This is a genomic window from Methanothermococcus thermolithotrophicus DSM 2095, from assembly GCF_000376965.1.
In the GTDB taxonomy this organism is placed as follows: Archaea; AGJL01; Methanococci; order Methanococcales; family Methanococcaceae; genus Methanothermococcus; species Methanothermococcus thermolithotrophicus.
In genome coordinates this window covers 1-19,302 of the sequence record NZ_AQXV01000026.1, presented here as the reverse complement: position 1 = coordinate 19,302, position 19,302 = coordinate 1, and the positions used below count along the sequence as shown (strand labels likewise).

Annotated in this window: 16 protein-coding genes; 10 read left to right on the top strand and 6 right to left on the bottom strand. The window is 33.3% G+C overall.

Annotated elements, in window-relative coordinates; genetic code table 11:
• Positions 1–376: 376 nt before the first annotated feature.
• The 5 genes from F555_RS0101325 to F555_RS0101305 form a co-directional block, all read right to left on the bottom strand.
• Positions 377–823, bottom strand: coding sequence for an HAD family hydrolase (locus F555_RS0101325; protein WP_018153423.1), 447 nt, complete (start codon positions 821–823; stop codon positions 377–379).
• 45 nt (positions 824–868) lie between these two features.
• Positions 869–1,942 carry a nucleotidyltransferase domain-containing protein gene (locus F555_RS0101320; protein WP_018153422.1) on the bottom strand — a complete coding sequence of 358 codons (1,074 nt, stop codon included), beginning with the start codon at positions 1,940–1,942 and terminating at the stop codon, positions 869–871.
• A gap of 91 nt (positions 1,943–2,033) precedes the next feature.
• A complete protein-coding gene (locus tag F555_RS0101315) occupies positions 2,034–2,345 on the bottom strand; it encodes an FUN14 domain-containing protein (protein WP_211204474.1) in 312 nt (103 codons plus the stop codon).
• A gap of 78 nt (positions 2,346–2,423) precedes the next feature.
• A complete protein-coding gene (locus F555_RS0101310) occupies positions 2,424–3,386 on the bottom strand; it encodes a hypothetical protein (protein WP_018153420.1) in 963 nt (320 codons plus the stop codon).
• Positions 3,387–3,408: 22 nt separating this feature from the next.
• A complete protein-coding gene (locus F555_RS0101305; protein WP_018153419.1) occupies positions 3,409–4,080 on the bottom strand; it encodes a cobalt-precorrin-7 (C(5))-methyltransferase in 672 nt (223 codons plus the stop codon).
• 278 nt (positions 4,081–4,358) lie between these two features.
• Between F555_RS0101305 and F555_RS0101300 the strand changes: the two genes are divergently transcribed.
• On the top strand, positions 4,359–5,543 hold the full coding sequence (locus tag F555_RS0101300) for a geranylgeranyl reductase family protein (RefSeq protein WP_018153418.1): 1,185 nt from the start codon (positions 4,359–4,361) through the stop codon (positions 5,541–5,543).
• A gap of 131 nt (positions 5,544–5,674) precedes the next feature.
• Positions 5,675–7,126 (top strand): methanogenesis marker 14 protein, encoded by a 1,452-nt coding sequence (locus F555_RS0101295; RefSeq protein WP_018153417.1) that lies wholly within the window; start codon positions 5,675–5,677, stop codon positions 7,124–7,126.
• Positions 7,127–7,166: 40 nt separating this feature from the next.
• Here F555_RS0101295 and radA read toward each other — a convergent pair whose 3' ends face one another.
• Positions 7,167–8,135 (bottom strand): DNA repair and recombination protein RadA, encoded by a 969-nt coding sequence (radA, locus tag F555_RS0101290; RefSeq protein WP_018153416.1) that lies wholly within the window; start codon positions 8,133–8,135, stop codon positions 7,167–7,169.
• A 143-nt stretch (positions 8,136–8,278) separates the two neighbouring features.
• On the opposite strand from radA, the gene cbiT reads away from it, so the two are divergent.
• From cbiT to F555_RS09165, 8 genes are all read left to right on the top strand, one after another.
• Positions 8,279–8,818, top strand: a complete 540-nt coding sequence (gene cbiT, locus F555_RS0101285) for a precorrin-6Y C5,15-methyltransferase (decarboxylating) subunit CbiT (protein ID WP_018153415.1) — start codon at positions 8,279–8,281, stop codon at positions 8,816–8,818.
• A 100-nt stretch (positions 8,819–8,918) separates the two neighbouring features.
• Positions 8,919–10,478 (top strand): alpha-glucan family phosphorylase, encoded by a 1,560-nt coding sequence (gene glgP, locus F555_RS0101280; RefSeq protein WP_018153414.1) that lies wholly within the window; start codon positions 8,919–8,921, stop codon positions 10,476–10,478.
• Positions 10,479–10,782: 304 nt separating this feature from the next.
• Entirely contained in the window at positions 10,783–12,756 is a 1,974-nt protein-coding gene (locus tag F555_RS0101275; protein WP_018153413.1) for an ATP-dependent DNA helicase, read from the top strand.
• A 217-nt stretch (positions 12,757–12,973) separates the two neighbouring features.
• Positions 12,974–14,233 carry an ornithine cyclodeaminase gene (locus tag F555_RS0101270; protein WP_018153412.1) on the top strand — a complete coding sequence of 420 codons (1,260 nt, stop codon included), beginning with the start codon at positions 12,974–12,976 and terminating at the stop codon, positions 14,231–14,233.
• An 85-nt stretch (positions 14,234–14,318) separates the two neighbouring features.
• Positions 14,319–14,999, top strand: coding sequence for a DUF2100 domain-containing protein (locus F555_RS0101265; protein WP_018153411.1), 681 nt, complete (start codon positions 14,319–14,321; stop codon positions 14,997–14,999).
• A gap of 184 nt (positions 15,000–15,183) precedes the next feature.
• Positions 15,184–16,296 (top strand): histidinol-phosphate transaminase, encoded by a 1,113-nt coding sequence (gene hisC, locus F555_RS0101260; RefSeq protein WP_018153410.1) that lies wholly within the window; start codon positions 15,184–15,186, stop codon positions 16,294–16,296.
• A 504-nt stretch (positions 16,297–16,800) separates the two neighbouring features.
• A complete protein-coding gene (locus F555_RS0101255; protein ID WP_018153409.1) occupies positions 16,801–17,262 on the top strand; it encodes a hypothetical protein in 462 nt (153 codons plus the stop codon).
• The coding region (locus tag F555_RS09165) for a M6 family metalloprotease domain-containing protein (RefSeq protein WP_018153408.1) at positions 17,255–19,302 on the top strand (2,048 nt) is incomplete at its 3' end. The genes F555_RS0101255 and F555_RS09165, both read left to right, overlap by 8 nt.

Below are 19,302 nucleotides of genomic sequence, written 5' to 3'. Positions count from 1 at the left end.
AAAATCTTCGATTTTTGTGAGTTCGACAAAAACCAAAGGTTTTTGTGAATCGACAAATTTCAAAGAAATTTGTCTCGATCAGTAAATCCTTCGGATTTACTTCGACAGCAAATCTCCGATTTGCTTCGATCCCTGCAACTGTAGGTTGCAGTGGATATTTACATACTCTAAATTCTCAAATGGTTGTTATTAGGCCTATTTTAAAATAAATTATAATCTTCCTTAAATTCATTGAAGGTATTTTTCAATATCTAATGCAAACAACTATGGTTATTATTTTTTAGGAATATTTGAAATACCATCAAATAAAAATAAATTAAAAATAATACTTAAAATTCTTAAACTGCTTTTTTGTTCATATTCTACTATTAGTTTGTTATTTTCTAAGTGTAGCTATTAATCTTTTCTCATTCAAAAACAGATTGATGGCATCCTTAACATCCTTAACCACAATCTTAGATACTAAAAGAGCTTCAACAGATGCTCCTTCTTCACCAACTACACAGATACCAAGTTCAGAACTTTTAAGCATTTCAACATCGTTGTTTCCATTGCCTATACCTATGTAGGGACCATATTTTTTAGAGCTCTCATATTTTTCATTGGTATTGTCTATGATCTCAATATGCACATTTAAGTTTTTAAATTCTTCTTTAATGGTTCCAAAGGTATCTGCCGTTAAAACCACGATCCTATATTTTTCACTTAATTTTTGTAACAAATTTTTAACATCATCTTTAACTTTACCATCTGTGGCTAATGTACCATTCATATCAAATACTATTGTCTTTGCATCAATTTTTCCATAATTTGGAATATCCATTCTATCCCCCAAAGCAATAAGTATGTATTATGTAAATATGTCAACCTACACCAATTTTATATATTCATTAAATGCCTCTCTTGAAGTCCCAACAACAACTCTTTTGTAATTTTTATTATTTTTCTCACCTTTATTTGAAAATATTACATTTTCTAATTTACCCCTAACCACGATTCTTTCCCCTTCAAAACACTGTCCAGCATAGGTATGAGTAAATGAAACCACTTCTTTAATATCTTCATAATTTAAATCTAAACCATCAGTATTTAATATTTTAACATCCTCTACTTCATAAACTGCAGGATTGTCAAACATATAATCATCATTTTTCACAGTAGCTTCTATCTTCACAAATCCAAGGTTTTCATACTTCTTACTTCCATAATTTTCAGTTATTTCATCCCACTCTCTTGTAGCTAAAAGATCGAACATTACTCCATCTACTACACCCCTATTAAATTTTCGTTTTTCATGCCATACAAATTCATCATAACTTAAAGTTCCGTCTTTTATTCTCTTTTTATAAGCTTTTTGCCAGAACTCATCTGAAAGAGGGGAAAGTTTGCCATCTTTAAAAGTTTCTTCTAATATTTCTCTAGCTTTTTTATGATTTTTCATCCCGTAAATTACAAAATCAATATCTGAATTTTTATTGTTAAGTTTTAAAACAGTTGAGCCTGAAACTCCCATATTTTTATAATCTAAACCATATTCATTAAGTATGTTGGCCAGTTTAGCACATTTTTCTTCATATTCGTTATTCTGGGAGTTTAAAATTTCTTCCAGTCTTTCATGGGGTCTTAATATATTTTTCACCCTATCTTTAGGTATTCCATGAAGCAAAACATCGTTAAATTCATCATAAAATAGATACTCAGGATAATACTCCTTTAAAATCTCATATGCTTTTCCAGTTTCAGCCACTTTAATGTATTTTTTTCCATTCAATGTTCTAATGTCCTTTGGATCTAGTTCATATTTTTTCAATACCTCATTTCCTATTTTTTCAAGGTTCAAATACCTTAAAAAGGAAATTATCCTATCCTCTGGATGATAATATGTATTAACTGCAAAAAACCCTTCTTCAACTTCTACAAAATCTCTTAACCTTGTCCTCATGATTTCACGCCTTTTTTAATATATACAATAAAAAAAGAAATATAAGTTAGTATTTCAAAGAATATTGGATAATATTTCTTTGAATCTATAATTAACCTTGCTTAAATCCTGCTGCAAAACCTATTGCAAAACCTCCGCCTAACGATGCAGAGTGAATTAAACCTGCAGCCTGACTCCCATATGAAGCTATAGAACTTTCCATACCACCAACGAGCCCAAAAAGGGCATCGCTATTTATTGAAATTACTCCCAAGTTATTTAAATATATCAAACTTAGGATATAAAGACCAATAAGTGCAATTACAACCTTAATGGCTTTTTTTATCCCCCATCCAACAACAAAACCAGTTATAAAACCGGCACCTAAATCAGGGATAAACTGAGTTATGTCCATAGTAACCACCAAATTTTATTTTGTTATACGAAAATCGAAGATTTTCGTCGAGAATCCCACGAATTTGTCTCGATGGAAAAATTTTATTTATTGCTTTTCAAAAACCTCCACATCGTCAAGGTTTTTTAAATCGTTGGTTATTATACAAACTGAGCCATATTCCAACTCCTTGCTACAAATATATATTTTTCCAAAGTTATTTCGATATACTCCAACATCCCAGTCGTTATATGTAGTATCTTTTAATTTCTTTATGTTTTGTTCTTTTAACTGCTGCTTTTCAATGATGTTTTTTATAGCTTCTTTATTTACTGGTAATTTGTAAACTATCATGTAGTTGTATCCTTTTGTATATGTATTTTGATCTTTTCTGTTCCAACCATCTACCTTAACTTCGATTGGCACATAGTTAATATCATAATTTATATTTGTAATATCATCTACCGTAATAGGTTCCATAGTAATATTTCCTATTATAAGTCCATCTTTTTTAATAAACTGTGAGCTCATAACTTTTTTGTTCCCTATGCTCTTTAATCCATTTAACATACCCAGTATACTTTCTTTATACTCTGTAGGTATACTATTGTCCTCTACAACTGCCCCTATAAGCGTGTATTCTTGGTCAATTTTGACACACATGGCGCCTTCTTTAGTATATATAACCACGTCGTTATAATCTGGCAGTAGATCTTTGAATTTAGGATCGGGTTTTCCGATATATTGGGAATTCATAAATATATATCCTTCTTCAGCACTTATGCCCTCTTTACTGTACAATCCAGCAACCATCCATAATGGTGTTTTTATAGCAATTTGCTGTTTATCGTCTTTATTTATATATGCTCCATCTATAAAGGCAAATGCAAACGAAGGTATTTCTTTATCAGCTTTTTCACTTATTACCATGCTCATTACATCCTTATCGACGTAAATAAACTCCGGATATGGGCTATTATCTACAACTTGAGAAACCCCCATACTGCTCCCTACGCACCCGGAAAATATAACAAAAATTATGCCTATCAAAAGAAGGCCTATTTTTTTCATTTTATCACCAAAAGCCTAATATCTATCCCATTACACATACACATAAATAAGAAAATTCATCGTATAACAATATATTTTTTAAACTATCATATACTATTCTTTCGTTTTCGTATGTTAAATTTTCGCATACTGTTATTTTTCTTTCAGGATCTATTCCATTTTTTATTAAAAATTCAATGTCTTCCTTTAAATCACCTGGAAGAAAAATTACCTTTTCACCATTTTTAATTAGCTCCAGTAGAAGTTTTCTATTATTCTCCTTCCCATGAAGTGTTAGTATGTGATAGTCTTCCCAGGATATTTTCAATTTCGCTGCTGCAATTTGAATCGAAGATATCCCAGAAATTACTTCTAAATCATCTTTACTTATAAACTCATAGCTTAAAATAGTCTTTAAAAGACCACTAAAGCATGGATCTCCCGTAGAAAGTACTACTATATTTTTATCTTTGTTCTTTTGTAGTAACTCGTATAGTTCACTTTTCAAGTTTTTAGTCAATGTATGAAATTGCTGGCTTCGTTGTTTGAAACCCACTTCATTCGTTTTGGATTCATCATACTTTTTTCCAATTGTTTGAAAAAGATTCAGAGCTCTCTTGCTCCCAACTATAATATCTGCATTATTCACGATTTCAATAGATTTTAGGGTAAGGTATTTTTTATCTCCCGGGCCAATACCGACTATATATATCACGTAATAACCTCCATAACATATAATTTTATATTTCGTCCCCCTGTCAAATATCCATATTACTATATTACAATAAATTTACTACAATTATTGAATTATTGAATAATCTAAATTTAATTGAAATAATTTTAATTTATTAAAAAATTCGCCTTATTGGGATTATTAGAATTTATGCCGGATGAACTATATTTAAATACGTGTTTTCGATATATGTAAACCAGAATTAATAAATCTTTCCAATTTTGACATAGAATTTTCAAACACTCGGAAATAGGGATATGATGGATCTCGACAAATATGATGTTGTTATTGTAGGTGGCGGACCTGTTGGATGCATAACTGGGGAAAACATAAAAAATCATAAGGTTCTAATTATCGAAGAGCATCAAGAAATTGGTGTACCTTTACAGTGCGCGGGATTAATAAGTAAAAAAGGAGTTAAAGAACTTGGAAACCCAAAAGGTATGGTAAACAAAGTTAGGGGAGCATATATTTACTCAAAGAACAACAACCTAAAAGTAGGGAATGAAGAGATAAGAGCCTACGTATTTGAAAGAAAAGTTATGGATAAGGACATCGCGACTAGAGCATCAAAAAACACTGATTTTTTATTAAAAGCATATGGAAAAATCAAAAATGGAAACAAATCTGAAGGATTACTCAGCAAAATGGGGGTTAAACACGGATACGAAAAAAAATATGATTTATTGGTTTCCCATATGGGAAATAAGTACCACATATCTCCCGAAGTTATAGTTGGGGCCGATGGTGTAAGATCCACAATAGGGAAATCGTTGGGACTTGTGAGAAACAGGGAGATATTAGCCGGAGCTCAGCTTGAACTAGTAAATGTTAACATTGATGATGATTTTGTTTATGTTTTTTTTGATAGAAAATACAGTGAAAAGTTTTTTACTTGGATAATACCAATGGGAAAGGATAGAGTTAGAGTTGGACTATGTGACACTAAAAATGCCTATGAAAAACTCTTAAACTTCATTAACAATCATCCTGTTGCAAGTGAAATGCTGAAAAATGCTGTTACAGTTGAGTTTTCTATAGGGGCTCTTCCCATAGGTTATTCAAAAACCGTAAGAAACAACACATTACTTGTTGGTGATGCAGCCGGACAAGTTAAGCCTTTAAGTGGCGGCGGTTTATACTATGGGGCAAAATGTGCAAAAATATGTGCAAAAATCATAGATGAATGCCTATCGAATGATTATGACTTAGAATATTTGAAGAATTATGAAAAGCTCTGGAAAAGAGAAGTAGGTAAAGAGATAGATCATGGACTAACACTTAGAAAGATAATGAATAAAATGGATGACAACAAAATTGATAAAATCTTTAAATTTGTAAATGACAGTGAACTGATAGATTATATTAATGAAAAAGGAGATATGGACAGACCATCTACTGTTGTAAAGCATATATTCGATAGATTTATTTTTGGAAGTAATTGATTTGTTGTAATTATGATTATTATATGTGCATATGGTAAAATCTGATAGTATATATCAACACATCAATTAAAAATTTTTATATATTCTCAAATCCGAATATTACTAGATATAAAAATCGCGGGGATGATATCGTGGGTTTTTTAGATTCCATTACATCTATTTTCAAAAAATCGCCTAAGGTTCACTATGCAAAATCCCAAACCGTGGATTTACTGGAGTTAAACAGAAATCCATACTATATTGTGGCATCGGTTGAATTGGGGAATACTACAACAAAATCCATTATAACTGGAACCAATATGGAAACCGGAAAAACCTGCATAATAAGTAAGGAAGTAAAGATGACTAGGGATGTTAGGCCACCTAAGAAAGGGGAGAAGGTCTTTGGAAAAACCCTTTGGGGAGTAGAATTAACCAAAGAAGCAGTTTCCGACATGGTAAAGGATGTTTTACTTGGTGCACTTAAAAACGGAAACTTAACAATTGACGATTTGCACTTTGTAGTAAGAAGTACAGGTGTTACAGCAGGTTTTGCATCTCCTGAAGAAGTTAGTGCAATGATTATAGCCTTAGCAGACGGGTGTTTAAAGGCAGGAGTTCCCCCTTCAAAAATGGCTCCAGCAATGTCAAAAAATCAGCTCCCAAAGCCTTTTGACGAATACAGCTTGATGGACAAAATAATTTTTGATGGAGCTGTTACAGGAGTTGTTCCACCAACTGGAAAAGAAGTCGTTGCGAATGAGATGGAAGGGGAATTGGTTACAGCAGGTATAAAAGTTGGTAGTAAATGGACAGAAGTGGACTTTAGAAACCCATGTATAAGTATTGACTTTGGTACAACACTTGCAGGTAGGATTACAGATGACTCAGAACCTTACGCAAAAGTTGTTGGAAATTTATGCGGTTTAGCTGGGGCAATTGCTGATAGTGTTGTAAAGGGAAGCAAACTTGTTAGTAAAGATAAAGGTGCAGTTTTAGATATTAAAAAAGAGAAAGGAAAAATAAACAAAGAGTTAGCTGAAAAGTATGCAGAAGAGGCCCATAAATACATAGTAATCAAAGAAGTTCCAGAAGGAGTGGAAAGATTTGGTACGGTTCCAGTAAATCCTGAAAGTGCTAAAAAAGCCGGAACAGTTTTAATAGGTTGTGATGTTGGTGAAAACGGCAGTGATATTCCAAAATTAAAAGAAATAGGTGCCAAAATTATCCAAGAAAGTAACGTACCTACATTGTTGTATACTTTGGATATAATCTCAGCTGAAATCACGAAGAGAATAGTGGCCCTTGCAAAAGAGAAGGGATTGGTAAGTGATAAAACAGCAGTTGGTATAACTGGAAGAGCAGGAATCACCGGAGAAAAACCAAAACTGGTTTTAGAAAAATTAAATGAATTAGATATATGGAAAAAAGTTGACGATAACGTTGTATTTGTTGAAGACGGTCTTGCACTGGGAGCCAGTGTTATGGCAAGATGTATGAACTGTTTAGGTACTCCAAAAGTTCCAATCGGAGGAAATAGGGGAGGAAAATGCATACTTGGAAAAAGAATGAAATGGCAAAAAGAGAAAGGAATGATAAAATAAATAGTTAGGAACTAAAAAAATAAAAAATAATAATTAAAAATTAATCCTGAATTCCTTTTTCAGTTATTCTAAACATGGCTTCTGCATCAGGTAAATGTGGTGAATCGTAGAGCTTGGCAACTCTTTTATCTCCTTTTCCTTTTCTTAAAAAGAGCCTAAATGTTGCAGCGTGACCTACAATGTGACCACCGATTGCCTGTTCTGCAGCTCCAAAGAATGCATCAGGCCTTGCAGCAACCTGGTTTGTAACAAGTACAATACAGTTGTATAAGTCTGCAAGTTTGTTTAATGTAGCCATGTGCCTACCGAGTTTTTGCTGCCTTTCTGCAAGTTTTCCTCTACCAGTATATTCATTTCTAAATGTACTTGTTAAAGAGTCTATTATAACTAATTTAATGTTATCTCCTGATTTTATCAATTCTTCAATTTTTTCTGTAAATAACATCTGCATATCGGAATTGTATGCTCTAGCAACATATGTATTATCTAAAACCATCTGTCCATCTACTCCAATGGCCTCAGCCATCTGGATAATTCTTTCAGGTCTAAATGTTCCTTCAGTATCTATATAAACAGCTTTGGGATTTTCGAGCTCGTTTTCTTTTAAACTACTGTCTGCTATAAATACACTGTCTTCAAACTGCAAACTTACACATGCTTGGTGCATAACTTGAGTTTTTCCGCTCCCAAACATACCTGCAAATTCAGTTATTGACTGGCTTTCCAATCCTCCTCCCAATATCTCGTCGAGCTCTTTACTACCTGTTGATAGTTTCCAAACACTTCGTCTCTGATTTAGGAGATCTACACCACTTTTGAAACCAAGGTCACACATATCCCTTGCAGCCATTATCATTTTAGCTGCAGCTTTCTCACTAATTCCTTCAATATCCGTAAGTTCTCCGATAGTTGCAGTAGCAATTTTCATAAAGTCTAAATATCCTGCTTCAATAAGCTTTTCTGCAGTTGAAGGACCAACTCCTGGTAAATTTGTTAGATCATCAGCCATACTATCCTCCTGTATATAATATATTAATAATAAATATTTAAAAAAGATATCATTATGACATTAATAAGGTTATCATTATTGACCACTATATAGTTAATGCAATTCACTATTTATAATTTTGTAAGTATATAAAGGTGCAAAAAATGATAAAAGACGGCGATTTTTTTAGAATGGATGGCGTTCCAATCACAAAAGAAGAAATAAGGGCCGTAAGTATAGGTAAACTAAGATTAAACAAAAATGACGTGGTTGTTGACATAGGTTGTGGAAGTGGGGGTATGACTGTTGAAATTGCAAGGAGATGCAAATTTGTTTATGCTATTGACCTTGCAGATGATGCAATACATACAACAAAAAAGAATTTGGAGAAATTTAATATTAAAAACTGTGAAGTAATACATGGTAAAGTAGAGGATGTACTGCCCGATTTAGAATTTAATAAAGTTTTTATTGGTGGCACAAAAAACATCGATTTGATACTGGAAATATTAAAGAAAAAAGATGTTAGATATATCGTAGCAAATGTAATAGTCCTTGAAAATGCTACTAAATTAATAAAAATTCTTGAAGCAGATTATGATGTTGAAATAGTTAATGTTTCAGTTGCATATGGCAAAAAAATAAGTTCTGGCCATATGATGATAGCAAAAAATCCAATAACAATAATAACTGCAACTAGATAATGATGTTAGGTTAGATGAACTATATATTTAAATGAGAATCGATATAAATAGATATGGATTAACAAGATCATTATTTTGTTTATTGAGATGGTGGGACAACATGAAAAATACTGCTTACTTTTGTATGGAATTTGCCATCGATCAGGCTTTAAAAACATATGCTGGGGGATTGGGATTTCTAGCAGGATCTCATTTTAAAGTGGCCAAAAGATTGGAGTTACCACTTGTTGGAGTTTCAATGCTCTGGAGTTATGGATACTACGATCAAGTTAGAGATAAAGAAGGCAGGATGAAGGTAGAAAACATCCGAAAGTTCTACGAATTTTTAACAGATATTGATTTAAAGGTTCCGGTAACCATCAATGGAGCTACAGTATGGGTTAAAGCATATAAATTAGAAGAAGATGTTTTTGGAACATGTCCGATATATTTTTTAACAACAGATATTCCTGAAAATGACCATCTTTCGAGAACTATATCCTATAACTTATACGATGGAAATAATTTAACGCATATAGCTCAGGAAATAGTCCTTGGAATTGGAGGGTATAAAGTTATTAGAGAATGTGAAAATGTTAAATTATATCACATCAATGAAGCTCATCCTTTGCCACTTGCATTTAAAATGCTTGAGGAGTATGGATTAGATTATGTTAGGGAACATCTTGTTTTTACAACCCATACTCCAGTATCTGCAGGAAATGAAACCCAAGATATAAATTTACTGAACAGTATGGGATTTTTTGGGAATGTAGATGTTAAAACTGCAGAAAAACTTGGTGGAAACCCATTCAATTTAACTGTTGCAGCATTAAGAATGTCTAAAAAAGCCAATGCAGTTTCAAAGTTACATAAGGACACCACAGAGAAAATGTGGAGTTGGGTAGATGATAGATGTGAAATAATAAGCATAACAAACGCTCAGGATAAATACTATTGGCAAGATGAGATAATAAGAGAAGCTTCAAAGAATAAGGACTATGAAAAACTAAGGGAAAGAAAAATAGAATTGAAAAGGCAGCTCTTTGAAGAAGTTGCAGACCAAACCGGGAAACTTTTTGATCCGAATATACTGACCATTGTATGGGCTAGGAGATTTGCAGACTATAAAAGACCTTATTTCCCACTATATGACGAGAAAAGATTGAAAAAATTACTTGATGATAAAAAAATACAAATAATTTGGGCAGGAAAACCGCATCCTAACGATTCAAATGCTCAAATTACATTCAATTGGATAATTTCAAAAACAAGAGAATTAAAAGGAGCTGCGATACTTACAGGTTATGAGTTGAAATTAAGTAAAATGCTAAAAATGGGTTCGGATGTTTGGTTAAACACTCCAAAAAGACCAAATGAAGCTTCTGGAACATCGGGAATGACCGCATCAATGAATGGTTCAATTCACATGAGTACTTTAGATGGTTGGCATGTAGAATGGGCAGAAATGTATCCTGATGACAGTTTTACGATTGGGGACGGAGTAAATACTGATGAGGCTTATGAAGCGAATAGTATGTATGAACAGATTGAAAAAGCTGCCAAGATGTATGATACTGATGTCTGGTGGGAAAAAGTGGCAAACTGTGTAAATCATGTTGTTGAATACTTCGATGCTGAAAGAATGGTAAAGGAATATGTTGAAAAGATGTATGAGTAATATGATAGAATAATTATTCTATACCTATCGCTTATTTTTCTAAAGTAATTAAAAGCAAATTTTATTTATTATTTTTTATGTTATGTAATCCATATTATATTTACCTAATTTTTTATATTATTAAAAAAATAAGTTAGAGGACCGTATCTATTGTTGAATAGGTAAGAAACACTTTTTCGTTTATGGTGATTCAACTTCCATGTAGCTTCGCTACAGGGATATAGCTCACCTTCCACTATGTTCGGGTGATTGAATAAAATCCTACGGATTTTATAGCTCACCTTCACTATATTCAGGTGATTTAATGAATATTCACGAGTTTAAAGAATATATTCATGACAAATTCCCATACTATACGATCAGACCGCAACAGATTAAAATGATGGAAAAGATTTTCCACTGTGTATCTAATGGGAAAAATTTAGTGATTGAAGCTCCGACAGGTGTTGGAAAAACTCTTTCTTACCTTATTCCTGCACTTTATTTTGCAGAAAAGGGAAAGAGAGTCATGATTTTAACTGAAACAATAGACCAGCAGGAAAGGATATTTGAAGATTTAAATTCATTAAAACATAATTTAAAAGTATCATTTATGATGGGGAAGGGAAATTTTTTCTGTAAATCCAAAGGAGAAAAAGCAAACACCCTTTACTGCCAGCTAAACAAGAGATGCAACTACCGACCGAATAAAAAACCAAACTGCATCTGTGGAACAAAAAAAGAACCGATAACAATAGATGATGTAACAAAATACTACTGCCCATTCTGTGTTTGTGACTATCAAAAAGCAAAAATTGAAAGCACCGATGCAGATGTTGTAATCATGAACAACAGCATATACTATTATCTAAAAGATGAAATAGACAAAAAAAAGAAAACTGAAATAATATTCTGTGATGAAGCCCATAAACTAGAAGGAAGTATAAGAAATGCTGCTACAATCACTATAAATCCAGATATAGCCATTAAAAGACTTAGGTTTATGGCTTATCACTATTCACCAAGTAAATTAAAGAGGTACTTTGAAAGAACTGACAGTGATGAAGGTTTCTGGACTGTAGTTGAAGACTATGTTTCAAAAAATGCTGCCACCATTAAAGACTGTAAAAATACACTTATCTTCGATGGCTTTAAGATAACTTCTTGGAAATTTAATGAGGACGTAGCAATATTGGGAACACTTTTAGACGGATATCAGCAGATAAAGAAGATAAAACAAAAAATCCAAGGACTTCAAGACAACGTAGAATTGGATAAAAAAAGTTTAAAGTTCAAGATAGATAATAAGGCACTCATACCATTGGAGCTCCAATTTGTCACCGAAAGAAGAATTGGAGATATGGCATTAATGGAGTTTTTAAACAATTTGGACGGGTTAAAATCAATAACAAACAACTTTGTAGTTTATAAAAATAACAACTCAATACTTTGTGAGCCTGTTTTTGTTTCAAGCTATTTAAAAAGGCTTTATGGTGATGCTTCGGTTATTCATTGCTCGGCTACAATTGGGGACTTAGGTATCCATGCACTTAAAACCGGGATGGGCAGCAGTGAAAAACTGATTTTAGACAGTCCATTTCCAAAGGATAGGAGAAAAATCATTGCATTAAGTGACGGAGAAGACATGAAGTTTAACTATACTTCCCCACTATCAAACGACTTAAAGAGAAAAAAAGCAAATGAAAATCTTCTAAAGCTCATAAAAGCCTGCGATGGTAATACATTAGTTTTATTTAAGAGCTTCGGAGACTTAAAAAGTGCTTATGAATATCTGGTAGATAGATTGAATAGAAGAATATATTGTTATGAACCAGGAATGGATGGGAAGGAAGCTAAAAAATTAAAAGAAACGTTTGAAAAACACGGAGGTATACTACTTGCGACAGGAAGGTTTGCAGAAGGAGTAGATATTCCAGGAGACGCACTAACAAGTGTTATTATAGATAGCCTTCCTTTCCCGGTTCCAACACCATTGTTAAAAAGGGAGCAGAATTTATTGGAAGATAGATTAAAACTTAAAGGGGCTAAAAATGCACATTGGAACGCTTTTTTAATGACTTCGTTCCACATAATGGCTAGAACAGTTATTCAGATGATAGGAAGACTTATAAGAACAGAAACAGACTACGGTGTAGTGGTTATCCAGGACAAAAGATTCAGTGACTGGGTTGGAAATGAGATGATAAAAAGAGGATATTTGAAAAATAGATACGATACCATGTCTTTAAGTATGGCTGTTAAACATATTCCAAAGTTCATGAGTGAGTACCGAGAATAGGCTTGTGCATTAAAATCGCTGCTATTAAAGTAAATTTTAAATTTGACAACATATACTTAAAATTTATAGTAATTTAAATTATTTATTTAATTCAATTCAGATATATGCAAAGTTTATAAATTCGCACACCACCATATAAATAAAATGATGATTAATTTTATTTTAAATTAATAATCTATTTCAATAACATATTATTATTAAAGTATCGGGTGATTCTATGTTCGTTAGAGAGATTGAATTAAGGGGGCATATCATAGACAACTTAATACTCCCAAAAGTTTTTGATACTGTTTTAGATTTAGATGGAGATTACAAGGTTCTAGAGTTTGACATAGGAAAGAAAAAAACCGATCCATCATATGCAAAAATATTAATTTGCGGAAAAAATCAACAACATCTGGATCAAATACTGGAAGAGCTCCAGAACATTGGGGCAGAGATTCCAGAGATTGAGGATGTAGAATTAAAGCCTGCAGAAAAAGACATGGTACTACCAGATGGGTTCTACTCAACTACGAACCACCCAACTTACATAAAATATAACGGTAACTGGATAGAGGTTGAAAACCCAAAAATGGATGCGGTTATTGTAGTTTATCCAGAAGAAAATAGGGCAGAGACTAAGGTCATAAGAAAAATCAAAAAAGGAGACTTAATTGTTGTAGGTCACAAAGGAATTAGGGTTATCCCACCTGAAAAACCAAGGGAAAAAGGAGAGTTATTTGAGTTTATGAACTCTGAAGTTTCTTCGGAAAAACCAAAAGAAGCCATTATCAGAAAAATAGCGAAACAAATGTACCAAATAAGGGAAGAATACAGGAAAACCGGAAAAGGTGGAATAGCAATAGTTGGAGGGCCGGCAATAATTCACACAGGTGGAGGTCCTGCACTTGCTAAATTAATTAAAATGGGTTATGTTCAAGCATTACTTGCAGGAAACGCACTTGCTACCCACGATATTGAAAGTGCCCTTTACGGAACTTCTTTAGGAGTAAACATTGAGAGTGCAAAACCTGTTTCAGGAGGGCACAAACACCACCTATACGCAATAAACACGATCATGAAGGCCGGTAGCATTAAAGATGCAGTTGAAAAAGGAATTTTAAATAAAGGAATTATGTACGAGTGTGTAAAAAATAATGTTCCTTACGTCCTAGCGGGAAGTATTAGAGACGATGGACCACTCCCAGATGTTATTACAGATGTTGTTGAAGCCCAGGACAAAATGAGGGCTGCAATATTAGATAAAAAAATGGTAATGATGCTTTCAACACTCCTACACTCAATAGCCACTGGAAACTTGATGCCTTCATACATAAAGACGGTTTGTGTTGACATACTTCCTGCAACAGTAACAAAATTGATGGATAGGGGAACATCTCAGGCAATAGGTGTAGTTACAGACGTTGGAGTATTTTTAGTACTACTTGTTGAAGAGCTCGAGAGGCTGGAAGCTCAGAATAAAAATAATGAATAAAAATAAAAAATGAGAGAATCGGAGAGCTACGAAAATCCGAAGGATTTTCGTTCAATCACCTAAAAAATAAGTTGGCAGGGATATAATGACAGATAGGTTAAATGATTCAAAATCCTTAGTTAAGAAAGCCATTGACACTATTTCATCCATTAAAAATGAAGCTGAAAAATCAGTGCAACTACAGTCTTCCACTTCAGAAAAATCAAAAAAAACATATAAAGATGCAAAATCTGGAAAAATAGATATTGATGAATTTAGAAAGGCGGTTTATACCATTATAGAAGCTGACGACTATCTGTATAAAAAAGCTCCCCTTCACGAGTTAAACGATGAAGAAGCAAAGTCTTTTTGTAAATTAATAATGGATGCTCAAAAGCATCTCAACAACGTCTTAAAGGAATTCGGGTTTGAATTCGAGGAAGAAATCAACATCGATAAAAATGCACTATACATAGTTGGAAACAAAAAACTTATGAAGAATTTAAAGGACATAGATCCTAACTTAAATGTCATATTTACAGAAGGGGTTTTAACCCCAGAGGATATGAAGGAAATAAATCCAAAAATTCCTGAAAAAGCCCTTGCAGGAATTAAAAAGAAATGTGAAATTATCAACAAACAGATATCAAAAACTATATCCAACATTAAACCTTCCAGAGTTATCGTAGTTGTTGAAGAAGGTAGTAGGGCCGATGAGTTAATATATTTAAGGGCCAAAGAATACTACAATGCAGAAAAGGTAAATTCAGAAGATATTTTTAATTAGGTTAAATATTGGATTAAAAATTATTTTTTTATAGCGTCTGACACAATAAACTTAAATCTAATACGCCAAAATATACCTACTCAACAAAGTTGAGTAGGTATCTGGTTTTGGAATCCAAACCTTTTTCTAAAAGGTTTGGTCTTATACTATAAATTTTTTAAATTTTAAAATTGCAGGTGAAACCTTGATCGATGATAAAATAAGGGAAATAGTTAAACAGTTTAAACCATATGTTCCAGGGAAATCAAAGGAAGAGATAGCCAGAACTTATGGGATCAATCCAGATGAAATTATTAAATTGGGCTCAAATGAAAATCCTTGGGGATGTTCACCAAAAATTAAAGAAGAAATTTTAAAGGAAGTCCCAAAATTACACCAGTACCCAGAACCTGTTAATCCAGAACTAATGAAAGAGTTAAGTAATTTTTTGAATGTTCCTGAAGAGAACATAATAGTCGGCGGAGATGGGGCTGACGAAGTAATTGACAATATGATGAGAATTTTAATCGATGAAGGTGATGAGGTAATAATTCCAATCCCTACATTTACCCAGTACGCCATCTCTGCTAAAATACACGGTGCAAATATAAAATGGGCAAAGTACGATAAAGAAAAAGATTTTCAACTTGATGTAGATAGTGTTATGGACAACATCAACGAAAAAACGAAAATTATATTCCTGTGCACCCCAAACAACCCAACTGGAAATATTATTGATTCAAAGGATATTAAGAAGATTGTGGAATCCACAGATGCTCTTGTTGTAATCGACCACGCATATATTGAATATTCAAAAAAAGAACATGATTTAACTGATTGGGCTTTAAAATACGATAATGTCTTAGTTTTAAGGACGTTCTCAAAGGTATTTGGATTGGCAGGTCAGAGAATAGGCTATGGAGTAACCAGTAAAAAAATTGTAGACTACATGATGAGAATAAAACCAATATTTAGTTTAACCAGAGTTTCCCAGAGATGTGCAATAACGGCCTTAAGAGATACAGAATTCTTTGAAAAATGTGTAAAAGATGGTATTAAGAGCAGGGGCATGTTATACGATGGATTAAAGAAATTCAAAGATTTAAAGGTTTACCCATCCGAGGCAAACTATCTTTTAGTTGAAGTCAAAAATGGGGTGAGCTCGACAGAATTTTCTAAGGAGCTGCTGAAGAGGGGAGTTATTGTCAGAGATTGTAGTTCATTTGATGGATTGGAACCATACTATGTAAGAGTTTCAATTGGGACATTTGAAGAAAATGAGAGATTTTTGAAAATATTGGAAGAAATTGTTGAATAATTTTTTACTTTCGCTTACGAAGTAAGCGACTTAAAACCTTCGATTTTAAGTTTTCTCACTCCGTTCAAAATGCAGTGAAATCGAAATCTCCGATTTCGAGCTACAAAACTCTTCGAGTTTTGTTCAAACCGAAGATTTTCGTCTAATTTTAACTTTTTTGATTTTAATTTTATAATATGATATCGAAACATTTATATATCCATTTAATAAATTTAATGAATGCTCTGAACTGATTTTATTACAGTATATCGGAAGTTTATATCCGATAAGTGAAGTAAAACAAGGAAATGATTGGCACGGCACAATAATTAACGTATTAGGGGTACCAGCGTAGTTCAAAATACCAGGGGGTCGCAAAATACTGCATAAAGAGAACAACAATTAAAAATGAAATAGTTCAGACTATTTAATATTATTAGGGGTGAGATCTGAAACAGATATGTATATGCACATATGATGTACAGGGGGCTATAACACAGCATATGGGTGTAAGTGGTGAGGGAGATGATTAAAAATACTGTTTTGATTTGTTTATTGATTGGGGTGATGTTAGCTGGATGTGTAGGGGTAAAGAAAGATGAACCATTACCTACACAAACAATTTCCGCCCCAATACAGCCTTATACTGGTTATTTACACTCTGGTGAGAGTATAACCTTCACATATTGGCAACAAAATATTACAATGACCTATCAATCCAGCCATCCAAAACATACCATAAAAGTTATTGTAAACGGGAAAGAACAGGCATTCGTAAAGGAAAGAAATGACAAAGAAGTAATATATTATGGTGTAAGTGTGGATTCAGTATCGGGACTACCATTTAAGAACCCTGAACTTCGTTTTGTAATTGAGCCTGTGAGATGGACTGAAAAATATGGAAAAACAGTTCCTATATATGGCGGGAACTGGAATGTTAGTGAAATATATTTTGAAGTTTTTATGAGAGGGATAACATATGAATAGAAATAAATTATTGATTGCTCTACTGACTATTACGGCATTACTAACTGCTACTCAAATGGTTAGTGCTGTCCCAGCAGAACCTAGAACTCATAACTTAACTCAGCCAGATGGATCAATAATTCAAGCAAAATTAGTAGGTGATGAACGGTTCTATGTATGGGAAACTACAAATGGTTACACCATTCTTAAAAATAAAGACGGTTATTGGGCATATGCTATTAAGAAAGATGGTAAATTAGTTCCAAGTTCATATGTTGTTGGTAAATCCAATATGAACAAATATGGTGCAAAAGAGTACGACATATCTCAAAACTCATATGATCTTACTAGACTAAATATTCAAAAACATCTACGCCCAGATAAAGATGTTATTGAACAAAATACATTTAAATCTCTTTCTTCATCAATAAGCACTCAAACAAATTATCCATTAAAGTCATCAGCACAATTAACACCGTCATTAATAAATGGAACACAAAAAGCCATAGTAATTTTAATAGAATTCCAGGATGTAAAACATAATCCTAATAATACTCCAGCATATTATGAAAACATGTTATTTAATAAGAGTAATAACCTTAGTATGAATAGATATTATAATGAAGTTTCCTACGGTAAAGTAGATGTAGTTGGAAACGTGACTTATGTCTGGGTTACAAGTCAATATAATATGTCCTATTACTGGGATGATTATTATTGGTACATAGATGCCAAAAATGGTCCAATATATGAGCTCGCTAGAGAAGCTGTTCAGTTAGCAGACCCATATATTAATTTCTCGCAATACGATACAGACGGGGACACTATTGTAGATCACCTTATAATAATCCATGCAGGATATGGACAAGAATTCAGTGGTAATAGTAGCGATATATGGTCACATAGATGGGTAATCCCTAATTGTACAACAGACGATGGAGTTTCAGCGTATGGATACACTATGCAATCTGAATATTCTCCAATGGGTACCTTTGCCCATGAATTTGGTCATGATCTCGGATTACCTGATTTATATGATAAAGATGGTAGTTCTTCAGGTATTGGAAAATGGGGATTAATGGGCGCAGGTAGTTGGTTGGGTAATCCATCCGGAACTTACCCAGCACATTTATGTGCATGGTCCAAGTATTTACTTGGATGGGTATCACCTATCTCAATAAATGGAACACAACACATTGAAATACCAGCGGTAGAATTGAACGACACTGTGTATATGTTGCTGGATAATCCATTTGGCCCTACTGATTGGGATATGTTTGGCAATGGAGTTGGCGAATACTTTTTAATAGAAAATAGACAAAAAATTGGATTTGATTCGTATCTTCCAGGTGAAGGGTTATTAATTTGGCATGTTGATGAGAGTGAACCAGGTAATTATAATGAAACCCATTATTTAGTAGACTTGGAAGAGGCTGATGGATATCAGGAATTGGAAAATGGATACGACAGGGGAAGCAGCACTGACCCTTGGTATTCAAACTTAACAGGATTTACCGATGTATCGAATCCAAATTCAAATTTATACGATGGAACGAATAGTGGTGTCCGCGTAACTAATATAAGTGATTCAAGTGTAACAATGACTGCTGATTTAACGGTTTCATCCAATATTACAAACACATCCACGGGTCCTACCTATATAAACATGCTACCTTACGTGATTGACACATCAGGATACTATATATTGAACATAAGTAGCACAGGTATAAACAGTACTGCCATAACAATAACCGCTAATGATGTTGTACTAGACGGAAATGGACATGTTTTAGAAGGAATGGGGATTAACACCTCGTCCATATACTGGGAGTATCAGGAGGGTTACCTGGGTTATTCAGGAATCGATATTAGATATTGTAAAAACGTAACTATTAAGAATTTGGCGGTAATGAATTGGAGTGTAGGAATTGATTTTTATGGTGTGGATAATAGCAAAATAGAAAATATAACTGTAAGCTCAAATGATTGTGGAATATCCCTCTGGGGTTCAAACAATAATACGCTAAGAAATAATACGATGAACAATAATACTTACAATTT

Bases quoted from the DNA above. Each gene is read 5' to 3' on its own strand.
- F555_RS0101325 (WP_018153423.1), bottom strand. From the start codon at position 823: ATGGATATTCCAAATTATGGAAAAATTGATGCAAAGACAATAGTATTT.
- F555_RS0101320 (WP_018153422.1), bottom strand. From the start codon at position 1,942: ATGAGGACAAGGTTAAGAGATTTTGTAGAAGTTGAAGAAGGGTTTTTT.
- F555_RS0101310 (WP_018153420.1), bottom strand. From the start codon at position 3,386: ATGAAAAAAATAGGCCTTCTTTTGATAGGCATAATTTTTGTTATATTT.
- F555_RS0101300 (WP_018153418.1), top strand. From the start codon at position 4,359: ATGGATCTCGACAAATATGATGTTGTTATTGTAGGTGGCGGACCTGTT.
- radA (WP_018153416.1), bottom strand. From the start codon at position 8,135: ATGGCTGATGATCTAACAAATTTACCAGGAGTTGGTCCTTCAACTGCA.
- cbiT (WP_018153415.1), top strand. From the start codon at position 8,279: ATGATAAAAGACGGCGATTTTTTTAGAATGGATGGCGTTCCAATCACA.
- glgP (WP_018153414.1), top strand. From the start codon at position 8,919: ATGAAAAATACTGCTTACTTTTGTATGGAATTTGCCATCGATCAGGCT.
- F555_RS0101275 (WP_018153413.1), top strand. From the start codon at position 10,783: ATGAATATTCACGAGTTTAAAGAATATATTCATGACAAATTCCCATAC.
- F555_RS0101270 (WP_018153412.1), top strand. From the start codon at position 12,974: ATGTTCGTTAGAGAGATTGAATTAAGGGGGCATATCATAGACAACTTA.
- F555_RS0101265 (WP_018153411.1), top strand. From the start codon at position 14,319: ATGACAGATAGGTTAAATGATTCAAAATCCTTAGTTAAGAAAGCCATT.
- F555_RS0101255 (WP_018153409.1), top strand. From the start codon at position 16,801: ATGATTAAAAATACTGTTTTGATTTGTTTATTGATTGGGGTGATGTTA.